This is a genomic window from Serratia sp. TSA_130.1, from assembly GCF_052691795.1.
Window position 1 is genome coordinate 128756 of sequence record NZ_JBQZFS010000001.1, and the last position, 21326, is coordinate 150081.

Sequence of the window (21326 nt, forward strand, 5' to 3'; positions counted from 1 at the left end):
AAAGCCGGACGCCGTTTGCCTACTATCATCTCAACGGCCCCGCAGTGGGGTTGATACCCAAAAGTCATGTTGAGGATTCTGCGATGAAAAAAGTATTAGCTCTGGTTGTTGCCGCTGCAATGGGTCTGTCTTCCGTGGCTTTCGCTGCCGAGGCTGCCACCACTACCGCGCCTGCGGCTACCGCAACCACCGCCACCGCTGCGCCGGCTAAAGCTCAGGTGAAACACCACGGCAAGAAAGCCCCGGTACAGAAAGCTCAGGCGGCCAAAAAGCATCACAAGAAAGCCGGCAAAAAAGCCCCGGCGCAAAAAGCCCAGGCGGCTAAAAAGCACCACAAGAAAGCCAGCCACAAAAAAGCGTAATGTCGTGAGGTTCCCCTCACCGCTTCAGGCTTGACGTGCACGACACCCGGTTCACCGGGTGTTTTTTCATCCGGGGGGTTCTCATTGATGCTGCGCCGCTACCTGTTCGAGATCATTCTGACCGCCCTGATCCTCTGTGGACTGATCGCCGTCTTTTTTTATCTGTAGCCTGTCGCCTCGCCGGCGGGAAATTATTGAAAAATCAGTTATTGCCCATCCACATGGCTGCTAAATCAGTCTATAGTTAGCATTCAGTGTGTTTATGGATGATCCGTATTTGTCAGGCAAGAGATCTATGCGCATATCCGTTTTACTGTTGCTGTGCTCACTCCCGCTCATCGCCTCCCAGGCGGCACGCGCCGACGGCCCGTCCAAGGCCGAGCAAACGCGTCTGTTTTTCGGCAAAGATGAACGAATCAAGGTCACGGATACCGCCGCCCAGCCGTGGCAAGCCATCGGCCAGGTCGAAACCGCCAGCGGCAATCTGTGTACCGCCACGCTGATCTCCCCACACCTGGCGCTGACCGCCGGCCATTGCGTGCTGGCGCCGCCGGGACAATTGGATAAAGCCGTCGCCCTGCGCTTCGTGGCGGGCGATAAATCATGGCAGTATCAAACCGACAATATTGAAACCCTGGTCGACAGCAAACTGGGCAAAAAGCTGAAAGCGGACGGCGACGGCTGGATCGTGCCGCCCGCCGCCGCCGCTTATGACTTTGCGCTGATCCGGCTGAAAGACAAAACGCCGCTGCCGATCGCCCCGCTGCCGCTGTGGCAAGGCGACAGCAAGGCGTTGACTCAGGCCCTGAAACAGGCCAAACGGCTGATCACCCAGGCGGGCTACCCGGAGGACCATCTTGATGACCTCTACAGCCACCAAAACTGCAAGGTGACCGGCTGGGCCCAGCAAGGGGTGCTGTCGCACCAGTGTGATACCCTGCCCGGCGACAGCGGCTCACCGCTGCTGCTGAAAACCGCCGACGGCTGGCAGCTGATCGCCATCCAGAGTTCGGCGCCGGCGGCGAAAGATCGTTACCGCGCCGATAACCGCGCTCTGGCGGTGCCCGGCATCCGCGAGGCGCTGGACGCCCTGGCGGCAGGCAAGTAGCTCTCGCAACGGCGCATCAAGCGCCGTTGCTGTTTCTCTGTTCCCTGAATTTCAACTTGCGCTGCGCCGGCCGTTTGCCGGCCGGCGCGCCTGAGCTTAGCCCGAAAGCTGTTCGATGGTTTGCAGAATGCGCTTGTCGGAGATCGGGTAAGGTGTGCCCAATTGCTGCGCGAACAGGCTGACGCGCAGTTCTTCAATCATCCAGCGCACCGCTTTCACCTCTTCCTCCTGCTGTCGCTTCGGCGGCAGCTTGTTCAGCCACTGCTGCCACGCCTGCTGCACCTGCTCCACCCGCAGCATCTGCGCGCGATCGCGGTGCGGATCGATAGCCAGTTTCTCCAATCGGCGTTCGATCGCCTGCAGGTAGCGCAGCGTGTCCGGCAGCCGTTTCCATCCGTTGCCGGTGACGAAGCCGCGGTAGACCAGCCCGCCGAGCTGGGTCTTGATGTCCGACAGCGCCAGCGCCAACGACATGTCCACCCGGCCTTTCAGCCGTTTGTTGATGTTGAAGACCGCCGTCAGGATCTGTTCAACCTGCTTGGCCACCTCAACGACCGTGTCGTTCAGCTCGGCGCGGATCTGCTCCTGCAACCGTGCAAAATCTTCCTCCTGCCAAACCGGGCCGCCGTGTTCGGCGATCAGTTTGTCGATGCCGCACGAAATGCAGTCGTCGATCAGCTCCAGCACCTTGCCGTACGGGTTGAAATAAAGCCCCAGCTTGGCCTTGTTCGGCAGCTTTTCATGCAGATATTTGATCGGCGAAGGAATATTCAACAACAGCAGGCGGCGCGTGCCCTGCCACATCGCCTGTTGCTGTTCGCTTTCGCTGTCGAACAGGCGGATTGCCACGCTGTCCTTTTCATCCACCAGCGCCGGATAGGCTTTCATCGAATAGCCGCCGCGCTTCTGCTCGTAGAACGCCGGCAATTGGCCAAAGCTCCAGACATGCAGGTTGCTCTGCTCCAGTCCGTCATCGGCCACCGCCGACAGCGTCTCCTGCACCTTCTCTTTCAACTGCAGGCGCAGGGCGGCCAGATCTTTGCCTTCGCGCAGCGTCTGGTTTTTCTCGCCCACCACGCGGAAAGTCATTTTCAGGTGATCGGGCACCTGATCCCACTGCCAGTCATCACGTGACACGGTCACGCCAGTCATGCGCCGCAGCTCGCGCTCCAGCGCGTCAAGCAGCGGCAATTCCAGCGCCGTTACGCGGCCAAGGAACGCTTCGGCGTAGTTCGGCGCCGGCACGAAGTTGCGACGCACCGGTTTCGGCAACGATTTGATCAGCGCGATCACCAGCTCACGGCGGATGCCGGGGATCTGCCATTCGAACCCCTGCTCCTCCACCTGATTGAGGATCGGCAGCGGGATGTGCACCGTCACGCCGTCGGCGTCAGTGCCTGGTTCGAACTGATAGCTCAGCCGCAGTTTGAGGTTGCCCTGATGCCAGAAGTTCGGGTAGTCGAGCGCGCTGATCTTGTTGGCGCCATCCTTGATCAGCATCTCTTTTTCGAAGTTCAGCAGGTCGGGCTGCTGTTTGGCGGCGGTCTTCCACCAGCTGTCGAAATGACGGCCGGACACCACGTCGTTGGGGAGACGGCGATCGTAGAAGCCGAACAGCGTTTCGTCGTCTACCAGAATATCGCGGCGGCGCGATTTATGCTCCAGCTCTTCCACTTCGGCGCGCAGCTTTTGGTTATCGCGGAAGAAAGCATGGCGCGTCTGCCAGTCGCCCTCCACCAGCGCATGGCGGATAAACAGCTCGCGGCACAGCAGCGGATCGATGGCGCCGTAATTGACCTGGCGCGCCGCGACGATCGGCAGACCGAACAACGTGACCTTTTCGCTGGCCATCACCGCCCCCTGCGACTTCGACCAGTGCGGTTCGCTGTAGCTGTGTTTCACCAGGTGCTGAGCCAGCGGCTCGATCCATTCCGGTTCGATGCGCGCGGCGATGCGCCCCCACAGGCGGCTGGTTTCCACCAGTTCAGCCACCATGGTCCACTTCGGCGGCTTCTTGAACAGGCCGGAGCCGGGGAAGATCGAGAAGCGGGCGTTGCGCGCGCCGGTGTATTCCTGCTTGTCCGCATCCTTCTGGCCGATGTGCGACAACAGGCCGGTCAGCAGCGCGGTGTGGACGCTGCGGTAGTCGGAAGGCGCGCTGTTGATCGGCAGCCCCAGCTCTTTCACCACCTGGCGCAGCTGAGTATAGATATCCTGCCACTCGCGCACCCGCAGGTAGTTGAGAAAATCGTTGCGGCACAGCCGGCGGAACTGGCTGGAGGAGTTCGCCTTTTGCTGCTCCTGCAGATAATCCCACAGGTTGACGAACGCCAGGAAGTCCGAATCTTTGTCGGCAAAACGGCGGTGTTTTTCATCCGAGGCCTGCTGCTTATCCATCGGGCGCTCGCGCGGATCCTGAATCGACAACGCGGCGGTGATGATCATCACCTCGCGCACGCTGCCGCTCTTCTGCGCTTCCAGCACCATGCGCGCCAGACGCGGGTCGATCGGCAACTGCGCCAGCTGCCGGCCCTGTGGCGTCAGCTGATAGTGGCCGTTATCGGCGGTGGTGATCGCCCCCAGCTCTTCCAGCAGGCGCACGCCATCTTGAATGTTGCGTTTGTCCGGCGCCTCGACGAACGGAAACGCGGCGATGTCGCCCAGGCCCAGCGAGGTCATCTGCAGAATGACCGACGCCAGGTTGGTGCGCAGAATTTCCGGATCGGTAAACGCCGGCCGCGACAGGAAGTCCTGCTCGGAGTACAGACGGATGCACACCCCCTCCGACACGCGGCCGCAACGCCCTTTACGCTGGTTGGCGGAGGCCTGCGACACCGGTTCGATCGGCAGGCGCTGCACCTTGGTGCGGAAGCTGTAGCGGCTGATGCGCGCGGTGCCCGGATCGATGACGTACTTGATGCCCGGCACCGTCAGCGAGGTTTCAGCCACGTTGGTGGCCAACACGATGCGGCGGCCGTGATGCGACTGGAACACCCGGTTCTGCTCGCTGTTCGACAGGCGCGCATACAGCGGCAGCACTTCGGTATGCGGCAGATTGAGACGGTTCAGGGCATCGGCGGTATCGCGGATCTCGCGCTCGCCGCTCATGAAGATCAGAATGTCGCCCGGCCCCTCGCGTCCAAGCTCGTCCACCGCATCGAAAATCGCCTGCAGCTGGTCGCGATCGGTATCGTCGCCGTCGTCGACCACCGGGCGGTAGCGCACCTCCACCGGGTAGGTGCGGCCGGAAACCTCGATGATTGGCGCATTGTTGAAATGGCGCGAGAAGCGCTGCGGATCGATGGTCGCCGAGGTGATGATCACCTTGAGATCCGGTCGCTTCGGCAACAGTTCGCGCAGGTAACCGAGAATAAAGTCGATGTTGAGGCTGCGCTCGTGCGCTTCATCGATGATCAGCGTATCGTACTGCATCAGCAGACGGTCCTGCTGAATTTCCGCCAGCAAAATACCGTCGGTCATCAGTTTGACCAGGGTGTTTTCTCCCACCTGATCGTTGAAGCGCACCTTGTAGCCGACGCTGCCGCCGAGCGGGGTTTCCAGCTCGTCGGCGATGCGGTTGGCGACGGTGCGCGCCGCCAGGCGGCGCGGCTGGGTATGGCCGATCAGCCCTTTCACCCCACGCCCCAGCTCCAGACAGATCTTCGGCAACTGGGTGGTTTTCCCCGAGCCGGTCTCCCCGGCGACGATCACCACCTGGTGGTCGCGGACAGCTTTTAAGATGTCCTGCTTTTTCTGGCTGACCGGCAGGCTTTCCGGATAGGTAATGCGCGGGCAAGACGCGGCGCGCGCCTGCACTTTTTGCCGCGCCGTCGCGATGTCGCTTTCCACTTCGGCGGCGACCGCCAGCTGGGCATCGGGATTTTTGATTTTTCGTGCGCCCTGCAGGCGACGACGCAGGCGTTGTTGATCGCGGAGCATCAGCTCGCCCAGTTGGGCCGGCAGTGCCTCGAGCGGAGATTTCACGTTCGGTGTTCCTTGTTTCATCGTGGCCAAGACCAGGCTTAGCAACGGTTTAATGTTTTTTTAGCGATTTTTTTGCTTTAGCCGCACAGCCTATCACAAACGGCTTTTTCCCCCTACTTTCGCGAGTAACGCCTCGGCAGGTTATTCAATAAAATCGAACGAAGATCTCGAAATATTGCGCTATCACTGTTGGGGGAATGTGAATAGCATGTAGTTCATGCAAGGGACGCTGAGTCCTGATGTCACTGTCACAACGTAAGGAATTATCGATGAGCAACGTATTGGTTCTGAAATCAAGCATCCTGGCGACCTACTCTCAGTCTAACCAACTGGCCGATTTCTTCGTAGAGCAATGGAGCAACGCCCACAGCGGCGACACCATCACCGTGCGCGATCTGGCCGCACAGCCAATCCCGGTGCTGGACGGCGAGCTGGTTGGCGCGCTGCGTCCTTCCGATGCTCCGTTGACTCCGCGTCAACAAGAAGCGCTGGCCCTGTCGGACGAACTGATCGCCGAGCTGCAGGCCAATGACGTTATCGTGATCGCCGCACCGATGTACAACTTCAACATCCCGACCCAGCTGAAAAACTATTTCGATCTGGTCGCCCGCGCCGGCGTGACTTTCCGTTACACCGAAAACGGTCCGGAAGGCCTGGTGAAAAACAAACGCGCCGTGATCCTGACCAGCCGCGGCGGCATTCATAAAGGCACCCCAACCGACCTGGTGGAACCTTACCTGCGTCTGTTCCTGGGCTTCATCGGCATCACCGACGTGGAGTTCGTCTTCGCGGAAGGCATCGCCTACGGTCCGGAAGTGGCGACCAAAGCACAGGAAGACGCCAAAGCGGCCCTGTCTCAGGTGGTTGCCGCGTAAGAGCCAGCGCAGGGGCGCCATGCCCCTGCCGGACAAGAGGCAAGCCTTGTCAAACCTGCACTACCCTCATAATAATCATCTATCCGTATCATTCAGCGCGCCAGACGGCGCGCTTTTTTTTACTTCTTCAGCCACTGGCCGTTGATGCCGCGCACATACTCGCCGCTCTGCGCCCGCGTCACCAGCTTCTGGCCGGCCATGCGCGCCACTTCATCGACGGCGATATGGTTGCCGTCCGCCACTTCCTGATACTTCTCGGCGCGGCCGGCGTTGATGCGCTTCACCAGCGCCAAAGTTTCGGCGTCCTGCTGCACCGGCGCGATGTAGCCGCTCAGGGTTTCCCCCACCCGCCCTTGCTGCTTCGCCTCATCCAGCGTCAGCGCCATCGCCAGGCCGCTGAACAGCCAGGCGGCGCCGGCCAGCCACAAATAACGTTTTTTCATGTCGGCTCCTAGAACAGACCGCTTTGGGTTTTCAGCAGGTTTTCGACGTCCTTATCCACCTTGATATGAATTTCATGTTCGATCTTGACGTTCATATTGATGGTGATCGGATCCTTAGGCGTCGCCACCTCGATGCGCGGCACGCAGCCGCTCAGCAGCGAAACGCACAGCACCGCTGCCAGCGTCGACACACTCATGATTTTCATTGTTGCTCCCCAGGTTGTGAGAGGGCCTGCTCCAGCCACTCCTGTAAATTGTCGCCGAAGCGCAAACTGCGCCACAGCTGAAACACGTTTTCCTGATGGCGATAGTTCAGGATCACCTCGCGCTTAGCGCTTTTCTGCGGGTTGATGCCGTCGATGCGCGCGCTCAGCGTCAGCTCGCCCAAGTTGTCGAGATCGACCCGGGCATGCGAACGGTTGATTTCCATGTAGCGCAGCCAGTCGATCGCCGCGCCGGTCGCCAGGTTGTTGCTGCCGATGGCGTCGGCCATGTCTTTGTCCAGGCGCAGCGTCAACGTGCCGGCGTTGGCGATCCAGCCGTTTTGCACCAGCCACTTCGGATGGTTCAGGAACAGCGGCAACTCGCCGTCGACACGGCCGGACATGGCGAACTGCTTCGGTTTCAGGGCGGTAAACAGCGCGCTGAGATCGACCTTGTCCAGCTTCAGCACTGCGGCGTCATGCTGCGGCAACCGCAGCGCCGACAGGCTGATATGCCCGTTGAGCATGTCCACGCCGACGTTGCTCAACGTCAGTGGCTGCCCTTCGCTATAAGGATAGGTGCCCTGCAAATCGGCGGAAATGTTCTGCATCTCGAACAGGTTGGTGAAAGACTTGATGCGCAGCGATACCGGCTGTTTAGCTCCCAATTGCCAGTGATGCTGCTTGAACCGGTACGACAGGATGAAATCCAGGCCGCTCATCTCCCCGTCCTTCAGCCACATGCCGCCGTTTTTCACCACCCAGTGGCCACCGGCCTCGAACCCTTGTTCGCGGGCGGCGGAAAACGCCGACTGCGCGTAAAACTCGCCGTCGCGCAGCGTGAGATTGAGATCCGGCGCCAGCAGCGGTTGGAAGACCTTCAGCGACTGTTTCGGCCACCAGCCTTCGCCGCGCAGACGTTCGCCGTCCCAACGGCCGCGCAGCGCGATCGGACCGATCTGTTGCGCCTGCAGCTTGCCCTGCATCTGGAAACTGTCCGGCGAACGGCCGTTCACCTGCAGCGCCAGCACCGGCGCCGGCAGATAACCGCCATCGCTGAAGCTGACCTTATCCGCCGCCAGCTGCAGCTCACCGTTGAACTGCGGGCTTTGTTCATCACGCCGCCAGCGCAGCGGCTGGTTGAGGCTCAAGCGCGGCGCGGCGACCGTCACCAGGCCGTACTTCAACTTATCGAAGCCGGTGGAGAGTTTATCGAGCACCAACTCGCTGTCGCGCCAGCTGCCGCTGCCGGCCACGTCCCAGGCGGCCTGCAGCGGCGGCAAGCGGCCATTGCCCCAGTAGCGCCATTGCCAGTGGCCCTTGTCCGGCCAGAAATCCTGCGCCTGGCCGTCCAGATGCAGCTTGAAGCGGCCCCAGTAACTGTCGCTGGCGCTCAAAATCGCCTGCAGGCGGCCGGTAATACCGGCAGCGGTCACCTTCACGCCCGCCAGCGGCAAACGCGCCTCTTCCAGCGTCATTTCCGGCGTCACCTTGCCCCACAGGCGCAGCAACGAACCCGGCTGCAGAACCAGCGTCGGGTTGAGAATGCTGCCGCCGAGCACGCCCGGGATCGACGCGGTAGCGGAGAAGTCGGCCAGATTGGCCTGGCCGGTCAGTTGGAACCGCAGATCGCTGTCGGTCAGCCCCACCTTGCCCGGCCCAAGCGTCAGCACCGCATTGCCCTTGCCGTTGTGGCCGGCCGTGATCACGTTCAGCCGCGCGCTGATCTCCGTTTCATCCAGTCCCTTGCTCCAGTCGTGCAGCGCGATGCTGAGGCCGCCGTTCAACGGCTGTCCGCTGTAGGGCCAACGCCACTCGCCCTGCTTGATGCTGACCCGCTGCGGGGTCACTTCCCACGGCAGCACCGCCAGAGGCCGATCGTCGCCTTTCTCGCTCACCGTCAACACGCCCTGCTGCTGTTGCCAGCGCATATCCAGCAAAACCGGTTTTTCCAGATAGGCCGTCTGCATTTCACCCTGCAGCGCGCCCTGCGTGGGCAGGCTGGCCAGATCCAGCGGAATGGTTATCTTGCCGGCGAGGCGCAGCGGTTGCGCGCTGTTGGGCGGAATGACGGTCAGGCTGTGCAACGTCAGCTGTTGTTTTTCATCCAGCTGCGCCTCGGCGCTGAGATTCGGCCCCCGATAATGCAGACGTTGCCCGTCAGAGCCGGAGGAAAGCTGCAGCTTCCCGGCATAACGCTGCCAGGGAATGAGCGTGAGGTCATGAATGGTGAGATCCAGCGGCGGCAGCTGCCGCTGCAGTTGATCGAGCGCAAGCGGCGCGCTGTTGGCGTCGCCGCCCGGCAGTTTTGACAAACAGGCGCTATCGACGCTGACCTTATCGCTCGACAGCTGCCAGCGGCCTTGCCGATAAGCCAGCCGCGTCGGCCCGACGCTGGCCAGCAGACAATCTTGCGCGGTGAAACGCGCCCCCGCCAACGTCAGGCCGCCCTGGCGCCAATGCAATTTGCCCTGCAACTCCAGTCGGCTTCCCGCCGGCAACCAATGCGATAACACCCCCGGCAGCCAGCGCGGCAAGGTTTGCCACAACGCCAGCACCAGGATTGCGCAGCCCGCCACCGTCCCTATGAATACTTTCAATCGCCTGGTCATTAAATGATTGCTTCGTTCCTGTGTTAGGCATTGGTTAAGTCTATGCCTGAATTGACAATAATGATGGCACGAATTTGACATAGGGTGAAGCTGAGCGCGGTCGCAGAGGCGATTTGCACCCTTTTGGCGCAAGCGCGCGCGGAGTTGTAGATTTTCGTTACATATACATCACATAAATAGGACAGTTTTCAGACTTTTGTTATTGTTGTTACCGTTGATGATTAATAGTCTTGCAAGCATTCTAATAAAAGTTTAGCTGCTAGCTAACTGTGTACTAGAGAAGCCATTCCCCACACCCCCGTGGGGATTTTTTTGTCGCCCGCCTCACCGTCGCCTTCCCTTCACCGCCGCCAGCCCACAGCAGCCTTGCAGCGTGGCTAACCAATTGTCGAATTTACTAAAATCTGTTAAATTGATCACAAAATCACGGTGGAGAAACCACGATGAAATTGGCGATATACAGCACCAAACAGTATGACCGTAAATATCTCGAACTGGTGAATCAGCAGTTTGGCTATGAGCTGGAATTCTTCGACTTTTTACTCAGTAAAAAAACCGCCAAAACGGCCGCCGGTTGCAAGGCGGTGTGTATCTTCGTCAACGACGACGGTAGCCGTGAAGTGCTCGAAGAACTGGCGGCGCTGGGCGTCGAAATTCTCGCCCTGCGCTGCGCCGGTTTTAATAACGTCGATCTGGACGCCGCCAAAGCGCTGGGCATCAAGGTAGTGCGCGTGCCGGCCTACTCGCCGGAAGCCGTGGCGGAACACGCGGTAGGCATGATGATGTGCCTGAACCGCCGTATTCACCGCGCATATCAACGCACCCGCGACGCCAATTTCTCTCTCGAAGGGCTGATCGGCTTTAACATGCACAATCGCACCGCCGGCGTGATCGGCACCGGTAAAATCGGCGTGGCGACGATGCGCATTCTCAAAGGCTTCGGCATGAAGCTGCTGGCTTACGATCCGTTCCCCAGCGAACAGGCGCTGGAACTGGGCGCAGAGTATGTCGACCTGAAAACGCTGTACGCGCAATCCGACGTAATCACCCTGCACTGCCCGCTGACGCCGGAAAACCACCATCTGCTGAATGCCGACGCCTTCGCGATGATGAAAAACGGCGTAATGGTGATCAACACCAGCCGCGGCGCGCTGATCGACTCTACCGCCGCCATCGACGCGTTGAAGCAGCAAAAAATCGGCGCGCTCGGGATGGACGTCTACGAGAACGAACGCGATCTGTTCTTTGAAGACAAGTCTAACGACGTGATTCAGGATGACGTGTTCCGCCGCCTGTCGGCCTGCCACAACGTGCTGTTCACCGGCCATCAGGCTTTCCTGACCGAAGAGGCGCTGACCAGCATTTCGCAAACCACGCTGCAGAACATCAGCCAATTGGATCGCGGCGAAGCCTGCCCGAACCAGTTGAACGCGTGAACGGCATCTCAGGGCGCCCCTTGCGGCGCCCTGTTTATTTGAGAGCGCGACGATGAGAACAACGATGGCCGCCTTTGCGGCGCTGGTCTTGGGGGGATGCAGCATGAAACCACCCGCGACCGTTACGCCCGGCGATCTGATGCATCATAATTTCGTGTTGCAGAGCGTCGATGGCGAAGCGGCAAAATCTCCAACGGGCGGCGTCCTGCTCAATCTGGAGTTCGGCGAGAACCTGCATGTGTCCGGCGCGATGTGCAACCGCTTTTTCGGCCAGGGGCAATTACGCGACGGCGTACTGACGGTAAAACCGTTGGCCTCGACGCGCAGGCTGTGCCCTGATGAGCAGCGCAATCGCTGGGATCGGGTGATCGGCACCGTGCTGGAAAACGGCGCCGAAGTGACGCTGAGCGCGCAGCAGCTGACGCTCAACGGCAGCGGCCACACGCTGGTTTATGCCCTGCGCGACTGGGTATATTGATTCTGGACGCCAGGCCTGGCGCCGTGGGCTTACCCGGCGCAGCTGCCCAGGCCCAGCGTGCGTTCCTCACACTGTTTGCCGTTCGGCATTTGGCACATGCGCAACGCTTCACCGTTCAAGTTGTGCGCGATGGTGGTGACGCCGCCGACCGCCGCGCAACCGGCGCTGGTCTGCAACGTATTGATTCTGGCACTGTTGCCCTGCTGTACTGGCTCTTCGTTGTTGCTGCTGCAGGCGGCTAAAAGCAGCACGGCGCTGGCAAGCAGCCATTTTGATGTCGTCATTATCCCACTCCTGAACCCGGAACTGCGCTGTGTAAAATCGCCATTGCCGATAACGCGCGTCACTTGGCGGACACGTTTCGCTATCTTTGATGCAAACTTGTTTAATCTAGCTCGATATATAAATAATGAAAATATATTCCGGCCATTATTTGTGTTTTTTTTGCGCCGGCCGGACATTTATTTTGTTTGCAGAATATTTCCGCCCCTATTGCGAGGCGTTAAACGTGACGGCGCCACCCGCTGCCCGGCCCCGGCCGCAGAGAGAAAGTGATAACGTCACCGTTGTCGGCGACGGGGTTTCTTCGCATGATATCGGTATTAATTAACCCCGCGTGCTTTCGGCGTGACGGCGCATTTTTTGCTACCGGAGAGGATGATATTTGCGACTATGCTGGCGGCGCTAAGTAATTAGCATTCCACTATTTTCAGTGAATGATGGCTGAATTCTTCAACCGGCGCGACTTACGGTCACGCCGGCCTTTTTTCACATTAAAATAACACTCAGTGCACCGAGGCTTTGGACAGTAAATTAATCACCAGCACGCCGGCAATAATTAATCCCATGCCGACGATCGCCGGCCAATCCAATTTTTGCTGATAAACAAATACCGCCGCGATCGACACCAGCACGATGCCCATGCCCGACCAAATCGCATACACGATACCCAAGGGCATGCTCTTGACCACCATCGACAGCCCCCAAAACGCCACGCCGTAGCCCAGCACCACCAGCAGCGACGGCCACAGGCGGGTAAAGCCCTCGGAGGCTTTTAACATGGTGGTGGCGATCACTTCCGCGACAATCGCCATCGTCAAATACACAAATGCGCTCATGATTTTCTTCTGTCAGTTTACCGATGCGCAATTATGACGCGCCGGCAATAAATTGTCTTTAAACGGCGAAAACAATTTATTGCCGTCGCCCCCAATCGACGAGGAAATACGCCCTTGACGATTTATCACCCGCCACACAAACACGATAAAGCCACGTTCAAACCCTCTGTTAGACTTTTTTCCATTACTGCGAAAGTGCGCTTTCGCGGCTTTGTGAGCAATGAAAAGGTAACGTCGATGATAACTACAGATGGTAATAACGCAGTCGCTTCCGTGGCCTATCGCACCAACGAAGTGATTGCCATCTACCCTATCACGCCAAGTTCCACCATGGCGGAGCAGGCGGACGCCTGGTCCGGCGATGGCCGGCAAAACATCTGGGGTGATATCCCGCGCGTGGTGGAAATGCAGTCGGAGGGCGGCGCGATCGCCACCGTGCACGGCGCCTTGCAGACCGGCGCGCTGTCCACCTCGTTCACCTCATCGCAGGGTCTGCTGCTGATGATCCCGACGCTGTACAAACTGGCCGGCGAGCTGACGCCGTTTGTGCTGCACGTCGCCGCACGCACCGTGGCCACGCACGCGCTGTCAATCTTCGGCGATCACTCTGACGTGATGGCGGTGCGCCAGACCGGCTGCGCCATGCTGTGCGCCGGCAGCGTGCAGGAAGCGCAGGATTTCGCGCTGATCTCGCAGACCGCCACCCTCAACGCGCGCGTGCCATTTATCCATTTCTTCGACGGCTTCCGCACCTCGCATGAAATCAACAAGATCGTGCCGCTCAGCGACGATACGCTGCGGCAAATACTGCCGCAGGCGGCGATCGACGCTCACCGCAGCCGAGCGCTGTCGCCGGATCATCCGGTGGTGCGCGGCACTTCCGCCAACCCGGACACCTATTTCCAGTCGCGCGAAGCCACCAACCCGTGGTATGACGCTACCGGCCAGCACGTGATCGACGCCATGGAGGCCTTCGCCGCCCTTACCGGCCGCCACTATCGGCCATTCGACTATTACGGCCACCCGCAGGCCGAACGCGTGGTGGTGGTGATGGGTTCCGCCGCCGGCACCTGCGAAGAGGTGATTGACACCCTGCTGACCCGCGGCGAAAAAGTCGGCGTGCTGAAAGTGCGGCTGTTCCGGCCGTTCTCCGCCAAACACCTGCTCGGCGCGCTGCCGGACAGCGTGCGCAGCGTCGCGGTGCTCGATCGCACCAAAGAACCGGGCGCGCTGGCCGAACCGCTGTATCTGGACGTGATGACCGCGCTGGCGGAAGCCTACAGCCGGGGTGAACGCGCCACGCTGCCGCGGGTGATCGGCGGCCGCTACGGCCTGTCGTCGAAAGAGTTCGGCCCGGACTGTGCGCTGGCGGTATTCCGCGAGCTGGCCCAGCCGCAGCCGCGCCCGCGCTTTACCGTCGGCATCTTCGATGATGTCACCGGGCTTTCGCTGCCGCTGAGCGACGAAATCCTGCCGCAGCGCGCCTCGCTGGAAGCGCTATTCTACGGTTTGGGCAGCGACGGCTCGGTCTCGGCCACCAAGAACAACATCAAAATCATCGGCAACGCCACGCCGCTGTATGCGCAGGGCTATTTCGTCTACGACTCCAAAAAGGCCGGCGGCCTGACGGTCTCGCACCTGCGCGTCAGCGAGCAGCCGATCAATTCGGCCTATCTGGTCAGCCAGGCGGATTTCGTCGGCTGCCACCAGCTGCAGTTTATCGATAAGTACCAGATGGTTGAGCGCCTCAAACCCGGCGGCACCTTCCTGCTCAATACCCCTTACGGCGCCGACGAAGTCTGGTCGCGCCTGCCGCAGGAGGTACAGGCGCTGTTGCATCAACGCCAGGCGCGTTTCTACATCATCAACGCCGCCAAGCTGGCGCGTGAATGCCGGCTCGGCGCGCGCATCAACACCGTCATGCAGATGGCGTTTTTCCATCTGACGCAGATCCTGCCGAGCGACGTGGCGCTGCAACAGCTGCAGGACGCCATCGCCCGCAGCTACAGCAGCAAAGGCCAGGAGATCGTCGAGCGCAACTGGCAGGCGCTGGGCGCCACCCGCGGCGCGCTGATTGAAATCCCGCTGCAGCCGGTCGACGACAGCAGCCCGATGCGCCCGCCGGTGGTCTCGGACGCCGCGCCTGACTTCGTCAAAACCGTTACCGCCGCGATGCTGGCCGGACTGGGCGATGCGCTGCCGGTTTCCGCCTTCCCGCCGGACGGCACCTGGCCGGTGGGTACCACCCAGTGGGAAAAGCGCAACATCGCCGAAGCGATCCCGGTCTGGCAGCCCGACCTGTGCACCCAGTGCAACCATTGCGTCGCCGCCTGTCCGCACTCCGCCATTCGCGCCAAGGTCGTGCAGCCGGCGGAGATGGAACACGCCCCCGCCTCCCTGCAGTCGCTGGATGTCAAAGCGCGCGATATGCGCGGGCAAAAATACGTGCTGCAAGTGGCGCCGGAGGATTGCACCGGCTGTAACCTGTGCGTCGAGGTCTGCCCGGCGAAAGATCGCCAGAACCCGGAGATCAAGGCCATCAATATGGCTTCACGCCTCGATAATCTGACGGCGGAAAAAGACAACTACGATTTCTTCCTGCAGCTGCCGGAAATCGATACGGCGCAGCTGGAGCGCATCGACATTCGCACCTCGCAGCTGATCACGCCGCTGTTCGAGTACTCCGGCGCCTGTTCCGGCTGCGGCGAAACGCCGTACATCAAGCTGTTGACCCAGCTCTATGGCGACCGATTGCTGATCGCCAACGCCACCGGCTGTTCGTCGATCTACGGCGGCAACCTGCCGACCACGCCGTACACCACCAACGCCGAAGGGCGCGGGCCGGCATGGGCCAACTCGCTGTTCGAAGACAACGCCGAATTCGGCCTGGGCTTCCGTTTGACGGTCGATCAACATCGCGCGCGGGTGCTGCGCCTGCTGAATTCGCTGGCGCCGCAGCTGCCGGAGCAGTTGGTCAATGCCCTGCAGATGGAAGACGTGGCGCCGGAGCCGCGCCGCAAGCAAATCGCCGAACTGCGCGCGCTGCTGGCGAGTATTGAAGGTGAAGATGCGCGCCAGCTGGCGACCGACGCCGACTATCTGGTGGATAAATCCATCTGGCTGATCGGCGGTGACGGCTGGGCCTACGACATCGGCTTCGGCGGTTTGGATCACGTCCTCAGCCTGACGGAGAACGTCAACGTGCTGGTGCTCGACACCCAGTGCTACTCCAACACCGGCGGCCAGCAGTCGAAGGCCACGCCGCTCGGCGCGGTGACCAAATTCGGCGAGCACGGCAAGCGCAAGGCGCGCAAGGATCTGGGCGTCAGCATGATGATGTACGGCCATGTTTACGTTGCGCAGATCTCGCTGGGGGCGCAGCTCAACCAGACGGTGAAAGCGATTCAGGAGGCCGAGGCCTATCCGGGACCGTCGCTGATCATCGCCTACAGCCCGTGCGAAGAGCACGGCTACGATCTGGCGCTCAGCCACGATCAGATGAAACAGCTGACCGCCACCGGCTTCTGGCCGCTGTACCGCTTCGATCCGCGCCGCAGCGCCGAGGGCAAGGCCGCATTGGCGCTGGATTCACGGCCGCCGAACAGCAACCTGTCGGAAACGCTGCTAAAAGAACAGCGTTTCCGCCGCCTGAACGCGCAGCAGCCGGAGGTGGCCAGCGCGCTGTATCAGGCCGCCGAGAAAGAGCTGAAGGAGAAATACGATTTCCTCAGCCTGCTGGCCGGCAAGGCGGAAAAGTCCGCCGCTGAGTAACCTCCCTCAGGGCGCGAGCGATTCGCGCCCTGATCTTTTACCGTTGACGTAAGGCGTAGCAATAAAACCTGCTGGCATTCCTGCGCGCAATCCGTACCATACAGGCCTCGCGTCGGGCGCGTGGAAGCTGGATGATGAATAATGATCAAAATCGGCCGGTTGAATGGTAAACTCGCGGTCTACAACGCCATGCCCCTAGTGCCCCCCATTGAGAATGAGCACGATTTAAATGTCAGAAAAGCAATCCGTTAGCCAAAAAGAGCAGTACAACCTGAACAAATTGCAAAAACGCCTGCGCCGCAACGTGGGCGAAGCGATCGCCGATTTCAATATGATTGAAGAAGGCGACCGCATCATGGTCTGTCTGTCCGGCGGCAAAGACAGCTACACCATGCTGGAGATCCTGCGCAATCTGCAGCAGAGCGCGCCGATCAATTTCTCGCTGGTGGCGGTGAATCTCGACCAGAAACAGCCCGGCTTCCCTGAGCATATTCTGCCTGCTTACCTGGAAGGCTTGGGGGTGGAGTACAAGATCGTCGAAGAAAACACCTACAGCATCGTTAAAGACAAGATCCCGGAAGGTAAAACCACCTGTTCACTGTGCTCGCGCCTGCGCCGCGGCATTTTGTATCGCACCGCCACCGAACTGGGCGCCACCAAGATCGCGCTGGGCCACCACCGCGACGATATTCTGCAGACGCTGTTCCTCAACATGTTCTACGGCGGCAAGATGAAAGGCATGCCGCCCAAACTGATGAGCGACGACGGCAAGCACGTGGTCATTCGCCCGCTGGCCTATTGCCGCGAGAAAGACATCGAGCGTTTCTCGATCGCCAAAGCGTTCCCGATCATTCCATGCAATCTGTGCGGCTCTCAGCCTAATTTGCAGCGCCAGGTGATCGGCGACATGCTGCGCGACTGGGACAAACGTTACCCAGGCCGGCTGGAAACCATGTTCAGCGCCATGCAAAACGTGGTGCCTTCGCACCTGAGCGATATCAATCTGTTCGATTTCAAAGGCATTCACCACGGCAGCGCGGTGGTGGACGGCGGCGATTTGGCCTTCGATCGCGAAGACATTCCGATGCAGCCGGTCGGCTGGCAGCCGGAAGATTCGGACGACGCGGCGCCTGCGCCGGCGCGTTTGGACGTGCTGGAAATCAAATAAGTCCCCTCGCCGCTCGCCACCCTGCGAGCGGCGACCTTTTCCCTCTCTCGACGATCTCGATCCTGTTCACAGTTTGCGCATAATTTGCTGGGCGATGCCGTTTTTACCCTATACTGTGCATTTATACAGTCATATGGAGATCGCGCAATGAATATCACCCCCTGCCTGTCCCACGTCTCGCTGGGCTCGAACGATTTCGTCGCCGCCGCGGCCTTTTACGATCGCACGCTGGCCGCCTTGGGTTGCCGACGGGTGCTGGAGCATCCCGGCGCGATCGGTTATGGCCGCGACTACCCGGAGTTCTGGCTGCAGGTGCCGATCGACGGCCAGCCCGCTTCACCCGGCAACGGCACGCACGTCGGTTTTTTCGCGACCAGCAAGCAACAGGTGGATGAATTCCATCGCCAGGCGCTGCTGGCCGGCGCCGTCGATGAAGGCGCGCCCGGTTCGCGGCCGCATTACGGTGAGGCTTACTACGGCTGCTTTGTCCGTGATTTGGATGGGCATAAGATTGAAGCCAGCTTCTGGGATGAAAGCGCGGCCTGAGGAAGAGAGAAATCGAATAAAAAAATGCCGGTGATTAAACCGGCATTGTACGAATCAAATGTGCTATGCAGTAATTCAAAAATAAGAAAGTAAGACAATTATGGAGCGCAACGCCCATCGCTTGACGTTGCATTCACCTGCGAGAGAGATCATGCCCCATTTCCCCCGGCTAAATGTTGATTTTGCTCAATGTTAACCGGGTTTTCGTCATTTTCGCCTACAGCCAGCGGCTGCGCTTCAGCCACCAGGCGACGCCAAGCACCAACCCGACCAGCATCAGGCAAAATGCCGCGAAACCGAAGGGGTTGCCGCCGCCCGGTATGCCGCCAAGGTTGACGCCAAACAGCCCAGTCAGGAAGGTGGTCGGCAGAAATACCATCGCCAACAGCGACATGGTGTAAGTGCGGCGGTTCATCGCGTCGGCCATCACCGTGGTAATTTCGTCGGACAAGATGGCGGTGCGCGCGATGCTGCCGTCCAGATCGTCCAACCCGCGCCCCAGGCGATCCGCGATGTCCTGCATGCGGCGGCGATCGTCGTCGCTCATCCACGGCAGGCGGTCGCTGGCCAGCCGTGCGAAAACGTCACGCTGCGGCGCCATGTAACGGCGCAGCACGATAAGCTGTTTACGGATCAACGCCAGCTGGCCACGCTCCGGCACCTGCTGTTCCAGCAAGGCGTCCTCCAGATCGATAATCTTGTCGTGCAGATCCTCAATGAATTCGCTGGTGTGATCGGTCAACGCATCGGAAATCTCCACCAGCCAGTTGCCGCTGTTGGTCGGCCCGGCGCCGCTTTGCAAATCGTTCACCACCTGATCGATGGAATACACCTTGCGGTGCCGCGTGGAGATAATCAGTTTATCGGTGATGTACACGCGAATGGTGACCAACTGGTCCGGCCGTGAGTTGGCGTTAAAGTTGATGCTGCGCAGCGTGATCATGGTGCCTTCGCCCTGGCGGCTGACGCGCGGCCGTGAGCTTTCGCCGGAGAGCGCTTCGCGCACCGAGTCCGGCAGCAGCGGCGTGGTGCTCAGCCATTCGGCGCTGGCCGGGTGCGCGTAATCAAGATGCAGCCAGCAAGGCGCGTCGCAGGTGATCTTGTCATCCCGCTCGATCGGCGTGACGCCGCCCTTGCCATCCAGCTGGTAGGCGTAGACCGCGTCGGCGACCTGCAGCTCGCTCCCCTCAATCACATCCATTCATTTATCCCCTCAGTCTTGCTTATGTTGCTGAGTCTAGCGTTAACGCCTTGGAGATCAAAGACCAAGCTGTAACGCCAGTTTTCATGTTGTCCCATAAGCGTGGTCTATACTTCTGCTGCCAGGAACGCAAGACAGCCCGAGAGGAAACTCGCATGTTACAAATCAGCACCGCAGATATCTTGAAAATCGTCCTACCGACCGTCATTACGCTGTTTATCGCCGTGGTCAAAACGCCTTTTCGCATTCGGCGGGAAAACCACGATAAGCTGTTAAACCTGCTCGAATCCGTCGAGAAGCCCCAAAGCGCCCCCATACGTCTGTTGCGGTTTCGCGACTATATCGGCAACCGCAGCGCCGGCCTTGTTGCGCTGCAGCTGCTGCTGGCATTGCCGGATAGCGTAGCGGCGCTGGAACGCTATCGTTTCACCGGTGGCCGTCAGCAAATCTTGCGCGCCACGCCCGCAGGCTTCGTTTTGCGGCCAAGCGCCAATAACGCGTTCAAGCGTTTCTTGCTTTCCTGTCGCTATTTCTTGCTGTATTTGGTGTTCGTTACGTTGCTGGTGCTGTTCCCTGCGTTGACTCAATGGGGGCTGCAGCAGTTAGGGGTATTGATTACGCCCTATTCACTCCGCTATCTGCCTAATGCGCGCATCACCGACGGCTGGCAGCTGCTGTTCCCCGGCTTATTGTTTATTATCATTATGTTCAGCCTGGCATACCTGACCTTCAGGCAGCTGGCACGCGCGGGTAACCTCAGTTCGGAACGCGCCTTTTATCGCTACTATCAACGAGCGCGTGAGGAACAACGATGCCGGGAAGTCCTGAGACAACTGCGCGCTGCGCTGCGCCGAACCTGACGAGAATGCGCCGCCTGCGCTGCATCGCAATGGCCGCCCTGCTGCTGTTCGGCCAATCGGCTCGTGCAGAGCCGGTGTTAGAACGCCTCGCCACACCCTATCACGCGCCGACGGCGGCGGGTTCACTGCCTTATTTTGTCGCGCACGCTCACTCCCCCCAGCCGCGCACCGCGCTGGTGGTGATGCACGGCCACCCGCGCGATGTCGCCAAGACATTGCAAGCGGCGATCGACGCCGCGCAGGGAGCGGGAGACAACAGCTTGCTGGTCGCCCCGCTGTTCCAGGTACCGGAGACGCTTGCCGCCCGCTGCCGTTCCGCCGGGCTGCCGGCGCCGCAAGAGGGGGACGCCCTGTGGCGCTGCGGCTCCTGGATCGAAGGCGGTTTGGATAATGGCGGGAAAACCGGCTCGTTCAACGCCATGGATAACCTGCTGGCCGATCTGAAACGGCGCTGGCCGTCGTTGCAGTCGATCACCGTCGCCGGTTTCTCCGCCGGCGCCCAATTCGTGCAGCATTATGTCGGCTTCGCCAACCCGCCGGACGGAGTGCGTCTGCGCTATGTCGTCGCCGATCCGGGCAGCTGGCTCTATTTTGACAACCTGCGTCCCCAGCCCCTTCACCCGGAGCTCTGTGGCAGTGAAAAAACCTGTCGCTTCCGCTGGCAAACGCTGGACGCCGGCCAGTGCCCACAGGCTAACCAGTGGAAATATGGTACGGAAGCGCTTCCCGTTCACCTGCAGCGCACCGCCGACGCAGCCCGCCGGCGCTATGCGGCGGCGGATATCACCTACCTGGCCGCAGACGGTGATACCGGCACCGCGCCGGGGGCCTACTATCGGATACTCGACAAATCCTGCGCCGCCCAGCTGCAGGGTCCCTACCGGTTGCAGCGCGCCCTGGCCTATGCCGACTATGACCGGCGCTATCTGGCGCCGGAGAAGCCGCATCGGTTAACCCTCGTTCCCGGCTGCGGACACAACGTCGCCTGCGTCTTTCCCGCGCCGGCGGCCAGGCAAGCGCTGTTCTCCATTAATGCAGACTAATAATAACGGCATTGAAATAAACCATTGCCGATAAATCAGACAATATCGCCGATAAAGCGCTGGTAATGCCGTTATTATTATGACTTAACATATTGTTATCAATTTTAATTCAAAATGA

General features: G+C 60.1%; 17 protein-coding genes. 10 read left to right on the forward strand and 7 right to left on the reverse strand.

The genetic code is table 11. From position 1 onward, the window contains the following. The first annotated feature begins 83 nt into the window (after positions 1–83). Both asr and ACUTQY_RS00595 read left to right on the forward strand, forming a co-directional pair. Positions 84–362 (forward strand): acid resistance repetitive basic protein Asr, encoded by a 279-nt coding sequence (asr, locus tag ACUTQY_RS00590; protein ID WP_033643216.1) that lies wholly within the window; start codon positions 84–86, stop codon positions 360–362. Positions 363–657: 295 nt separating this feature from the next. Next, positions 658–1470 carry a trypsin-like serine peptidase gene (locus ACUTQY_RS00595; RefSeq protein ID WP_046687125.1) on the forward strand — a complete coding sequence of 271 codons (813 nt, stop codon included), beginning with the start codon at positions 658–660 and terminating at the stop codon, positions 1468–1470. Between the two features lie 96 nt (positions 1471–1566). Here the strand turns inward: ACUTQY_RS00595 and hrpA are convergent, their stop codons facing one another. Beyond that, positions 1567–5454, reverse strand: coding sequence for an ATP-dependent RNA helicase HrpA (gene hrpA, locus ACUTQY_RS00600; protein WP_072055822.1), 3888 nt, complete (start codon positions 5452–5454; stop codon positions 1567–1569). A 269-nt stretch (positions 5455–5723) separates the two neighbouring features. On the opposite strand from hrpA, the gene azoR reads away from it, so the two are divergent. After that, the gene (gene azoR / locus ACUTQY_RS00605; RefSeq protein ID WP_015377994.1) at positions 5724–6329 is read left to right on the forward strand and encodes an FMN-dependent NADH-azoreductase; all 606 of its coding nucleotides are present in this window, start codon (positions 5724–5726) and stop codon (positions 6327–6329) included. Positions 6330–6448: 119 nt separating this feature from the next. Here azoR and ACUTQY_RS00610 read toward each other — a convergent pair whose 3' ends face one another. From ACUTQY_RS00610 to ACUTQY_RS00620, 3 genes are read right to left on the reverse strand one after another with little or no spacing between them, the layout of a single operon-like run. Beyond that, entirely contained in the window at positions 6449–6772 is a 324-nt protein-coding gene (locus ACUTQY_RS00610; RefSeq protein WP_033643218.1) for a YdbL family protein, read from the reverse strand. Between the two features lie 8 nt (positions 6773–6780). Then, entirely contained in the window at positions 6781–6978 is a 198-nt protein-coding gene (locus tag ACUTQY_RS00615; protein WP_025302979.1) for a YnbE family lipoprotein, read from the reverse strand. After that, entirely contained in the window at positions 6975–9587 is a 2613-nt protein-coding gene (locus ACUTQY_RS00620) for a YdbH family protein (protein ID WP_046687126.1), read from the reverse strand. Before ACUTQY_RS00620 ends, ACUTQY_RS00615 begins: the two co-directional genes overlap by 4 nt. A 443-nt stretch (positions 9588–10030) precedes the next feature. Here ACUTQY_RS00620 and ACUTQY_RS00625 point away from each other — a divergent pair, with 443 nt between their 5' ends. Both ACUTQY_RS00625 and hslJ read left to right on the forward strand, forming a co-directional pair. After that, positions 10031–11023, forward strand: coding sequence for a 2-hydroxyacid dehydrogenase (locus ACUTQY_RS00625; protein ID WP_033650287.1), 993 nt, complete (start codon positions 10031–10033; stop codon positions 11021–11023). A gap of 52 nt (positions 11024–11075) precedes the next feature. Then, positions 11076–11501: a heat shock protein HslJ gene (hslJ, locus tag ACUTQY_RS00630; protein WP_033650286.1), complete on the forward strand. Its 426-nt coding sequence runs from the start codon at positions 11076–11078 to the stop codon at positions 11499–11501. Between the two features lie 29 nt (positions 11502–11530). Here hslJ and ACUTQY_RS00635 read toward each other — a convergent pair whose 3' ends face one another. Both ACUTQY_RS00635 and ssmE read right to left on the reverse strand, forming a co-directional pair. Next, the gene (locus ACUTQY_RS00635; protein WP_015377999.1) at positions 11531–11785 is read right to left on the reverse strand and encodes a DUF333 domain-containing protein; all 255 of its coding nucleotides are present in this window, start codon (positions 11783–11785) and stop codon (positions 11531–11533) included. 501 nt (positions 11786–12286) lie between these two features. Next, the gene (gene ssmE / locus ACUTQY_RS00640) at positions 12287–12619 is read right to left on the reverse strand and encodes a multidrug efflux SMR transporter SsmE (protein ID WP_046687127.1); all 333 of its coding nucleotides are present in this window, start codon (positions 12617–12619) and stop codon (positions 12287–12289) included. Between the two features lie 237 nt (positions 12620–12856). On the opposite strand from ssmE, the gene nifJ reads away from it, so the two are divergent. The 3 genes from nifJ to ACUTQY_RS00655 all read left to right on the forward strand — a co-directional run bounded on the left by nifJ (position 12857) and on the right by ACUTQY_RS00655 (position 18104). Continuing rightward, positions 12857–16390 carry a pyruvate:ferredoxin (flavodoxin) oxidoreductase gene (nifJ, locus tag ACUTQY_RS00645; RefSeq protein WP_128868464.1) on the forward strand — a complete coding sequence of 1178 codons (3534 nt, stop codon included), beginning with the start codon at positions 12857–12859 and terminating at the stop codon, positions 16388–16390. Between the two features lie 229 nt (positions 16391–16619). After that, on the forward strand, positions 16620–17558 hold the full coding sequence (gene ttcA, locus ACUTQY_RS00650; protein ID WP_033643222.1) for a tRNA 2-thiocytidine(32) synthetase TtcA: 939 nt from the start codon (positions 16620–16622) through the stop codon (positions 17556–17558). A 147-nt stretch (positions 17559–17705) separates the two neighbouring features. Further along, a complete protein-coding gene (locus ACUTQY_RS00655) occupies positions 17706–18104 on the forward strand; it encodes a VOC family protein (RefSeq protein WP_033643223.1) in 399 nt (132 codons plus the stop codon). A gap of 217 nt (positions 18105–18321) precedes the next feature. Here ACUTQY_RS00655 and zntB read toward each other — a convergent pair whose 3' ends face one another. Continuing rightward, on the reverse strand, positions 18322–19305 hold the full coding sequence (zntB, locus tag ACUTQY_RS00660) for a zinc transporter ZntB (RefSeq protein ID WP_033643224.1): 984 nt from the start codon (positions 19303–19305) through the stop codon (positions 18322–18324). Between the two features lie 155 nt (positions 19306–19460). On the opposite strand from zntB, the gene ACUTQY_RS00665 reads away from it, so the two are divergent. After that, complete coding sequence (locus ACUTQY_RS00665; RefSeq protein WP_033643225.1) at positions 19461–20165, forward strand: hypothetical protein; 705 nt, start codon at positions 19461–19463, stop codon at positions 20163–20165. Beyond that, positions 20117–21208 carry a hypothetical protein gene (locus ACUTQY_RS00670; RefSeq protein WP_103101517.1) on the forward strand — a complete coding sequence of 364 codons (1092 nt, stop codon included), beginning with the start codon at positions 20117–20119 and terminating at the stop codon, positions 21206–21208. The genes ACUTQY_RS00665 and ACUTQY_RS00670 overlap by 49 nt, the downstream gene beginning before the upstream one ends. The last annotated feature ends 118 nt before the right edge of the window (positions 21209–21326 follow it).

Coding starts and splice junctions, on each gene's coding strand:
- ACUTQY_RS00625 (WP_033650287.1), top strand. CDS start 10,031: ATGAAATTGGCGATATACAGCACCAAACAGTATGACCGTAAATATCTC.
- ACUTQY_RS00665 (WP_033643225.1), top strand. CDS start 19,461: ATGTTACAAATCAGCACCGCAGATATCTTGAAAATCGTCCTACCGACC.
- nifJ (WP_128868464.1), top strand. CDS start 12,857: ATGATAACTACAGATGGTAATAACGCAGTCGCTTCCGTGGCCTATCGC.
- ssmE (WP_046687127.1), bottom strand. CDS start 12,619: ATGAGCGCATTTGTGTATTTGACGATGGCGATTGTCGCGGAAGTGATC.
- hslJ (WP_033650286.1), top strand. CDS start 11,076: ATGAGAACAACGATGGCCGCCTTTGCGGCGCTGGTCTTGGGGGGATGC.
- ACUTQY_RS00620 (WP_046687126.1), bottom strand. CDS start 9,587: ATGACCAGGCGATTGAAAGTATTCATAGGGACGGTGGCGGGCTGCGCA.
- ttcA (WP_033643222.1), top strand. CDS start 16,620: ATGTCAGAAAAGCAATCCGTTAGCCAAAAAGAGCAGTACAACCTGAAC.
- asr (WP_033643216.1), top strand. CDS start 84: ATGAAAAAAGTATTAGCTCTGGTTGTTGCCGCTGCAATGGGTCTGTCT.
- zntB (WP_033643224.1), bottom strand. CDS start 19,305: ATGGATGTGATTGAGGGGAGCGAGCTGCAGGTCGCCGACGCGGTCTAC.
- azoR (WP_015377994.1), top strand. CDS start 5,724: ATGAGCAACGTATTGGTTCTGAAATCAAGCATCCTGGCGACCTACTCT.
- ACUTQY_RS00610 (WP_033643218.1), bottom strand. CDS start 6,772: ATGAAAAAACGTTATTTGTGGCTGGCCGGCGCCGCCTGGCTGTTCAGC.
- ACUTQY_RS00670 (WP_103101517.1), top strand. CDS start 20,117: ATGCCGGGAAGTCCTGAGACAACTGCGCGCTGCGCTGCGCCGAACCTG.
- ACUTQY_RS00635 (WP_015377999.1), bottom strand. CDS start 11,785: ATGACGACATCAAAATGGCTGCTTGCCAGCGCCGTGCTGCTTTTAGCC.
- ACUTQY_RS00615 (WP_025302979.1), bottom strand. CDS start 6,978: ATGAAAATCATGAGTGTGTCGACGCTGGCAGCGGTGCTGTGCGTTTCG.
- ACUTQY_RS00655 (WP_033643223.1), top strand. CDS start 17,706: ATGAATATCACCCCCTGCCTGTCCCACGTCTCGCTGGGCTCGAACGAT.
- ACUTQY_RS00595 (WP_046687125.1), top strand. CDS start 658: ATGCGCATATCCGTTTTACTGTTGCTGTGCTCACTCCCGCTCATCGCC.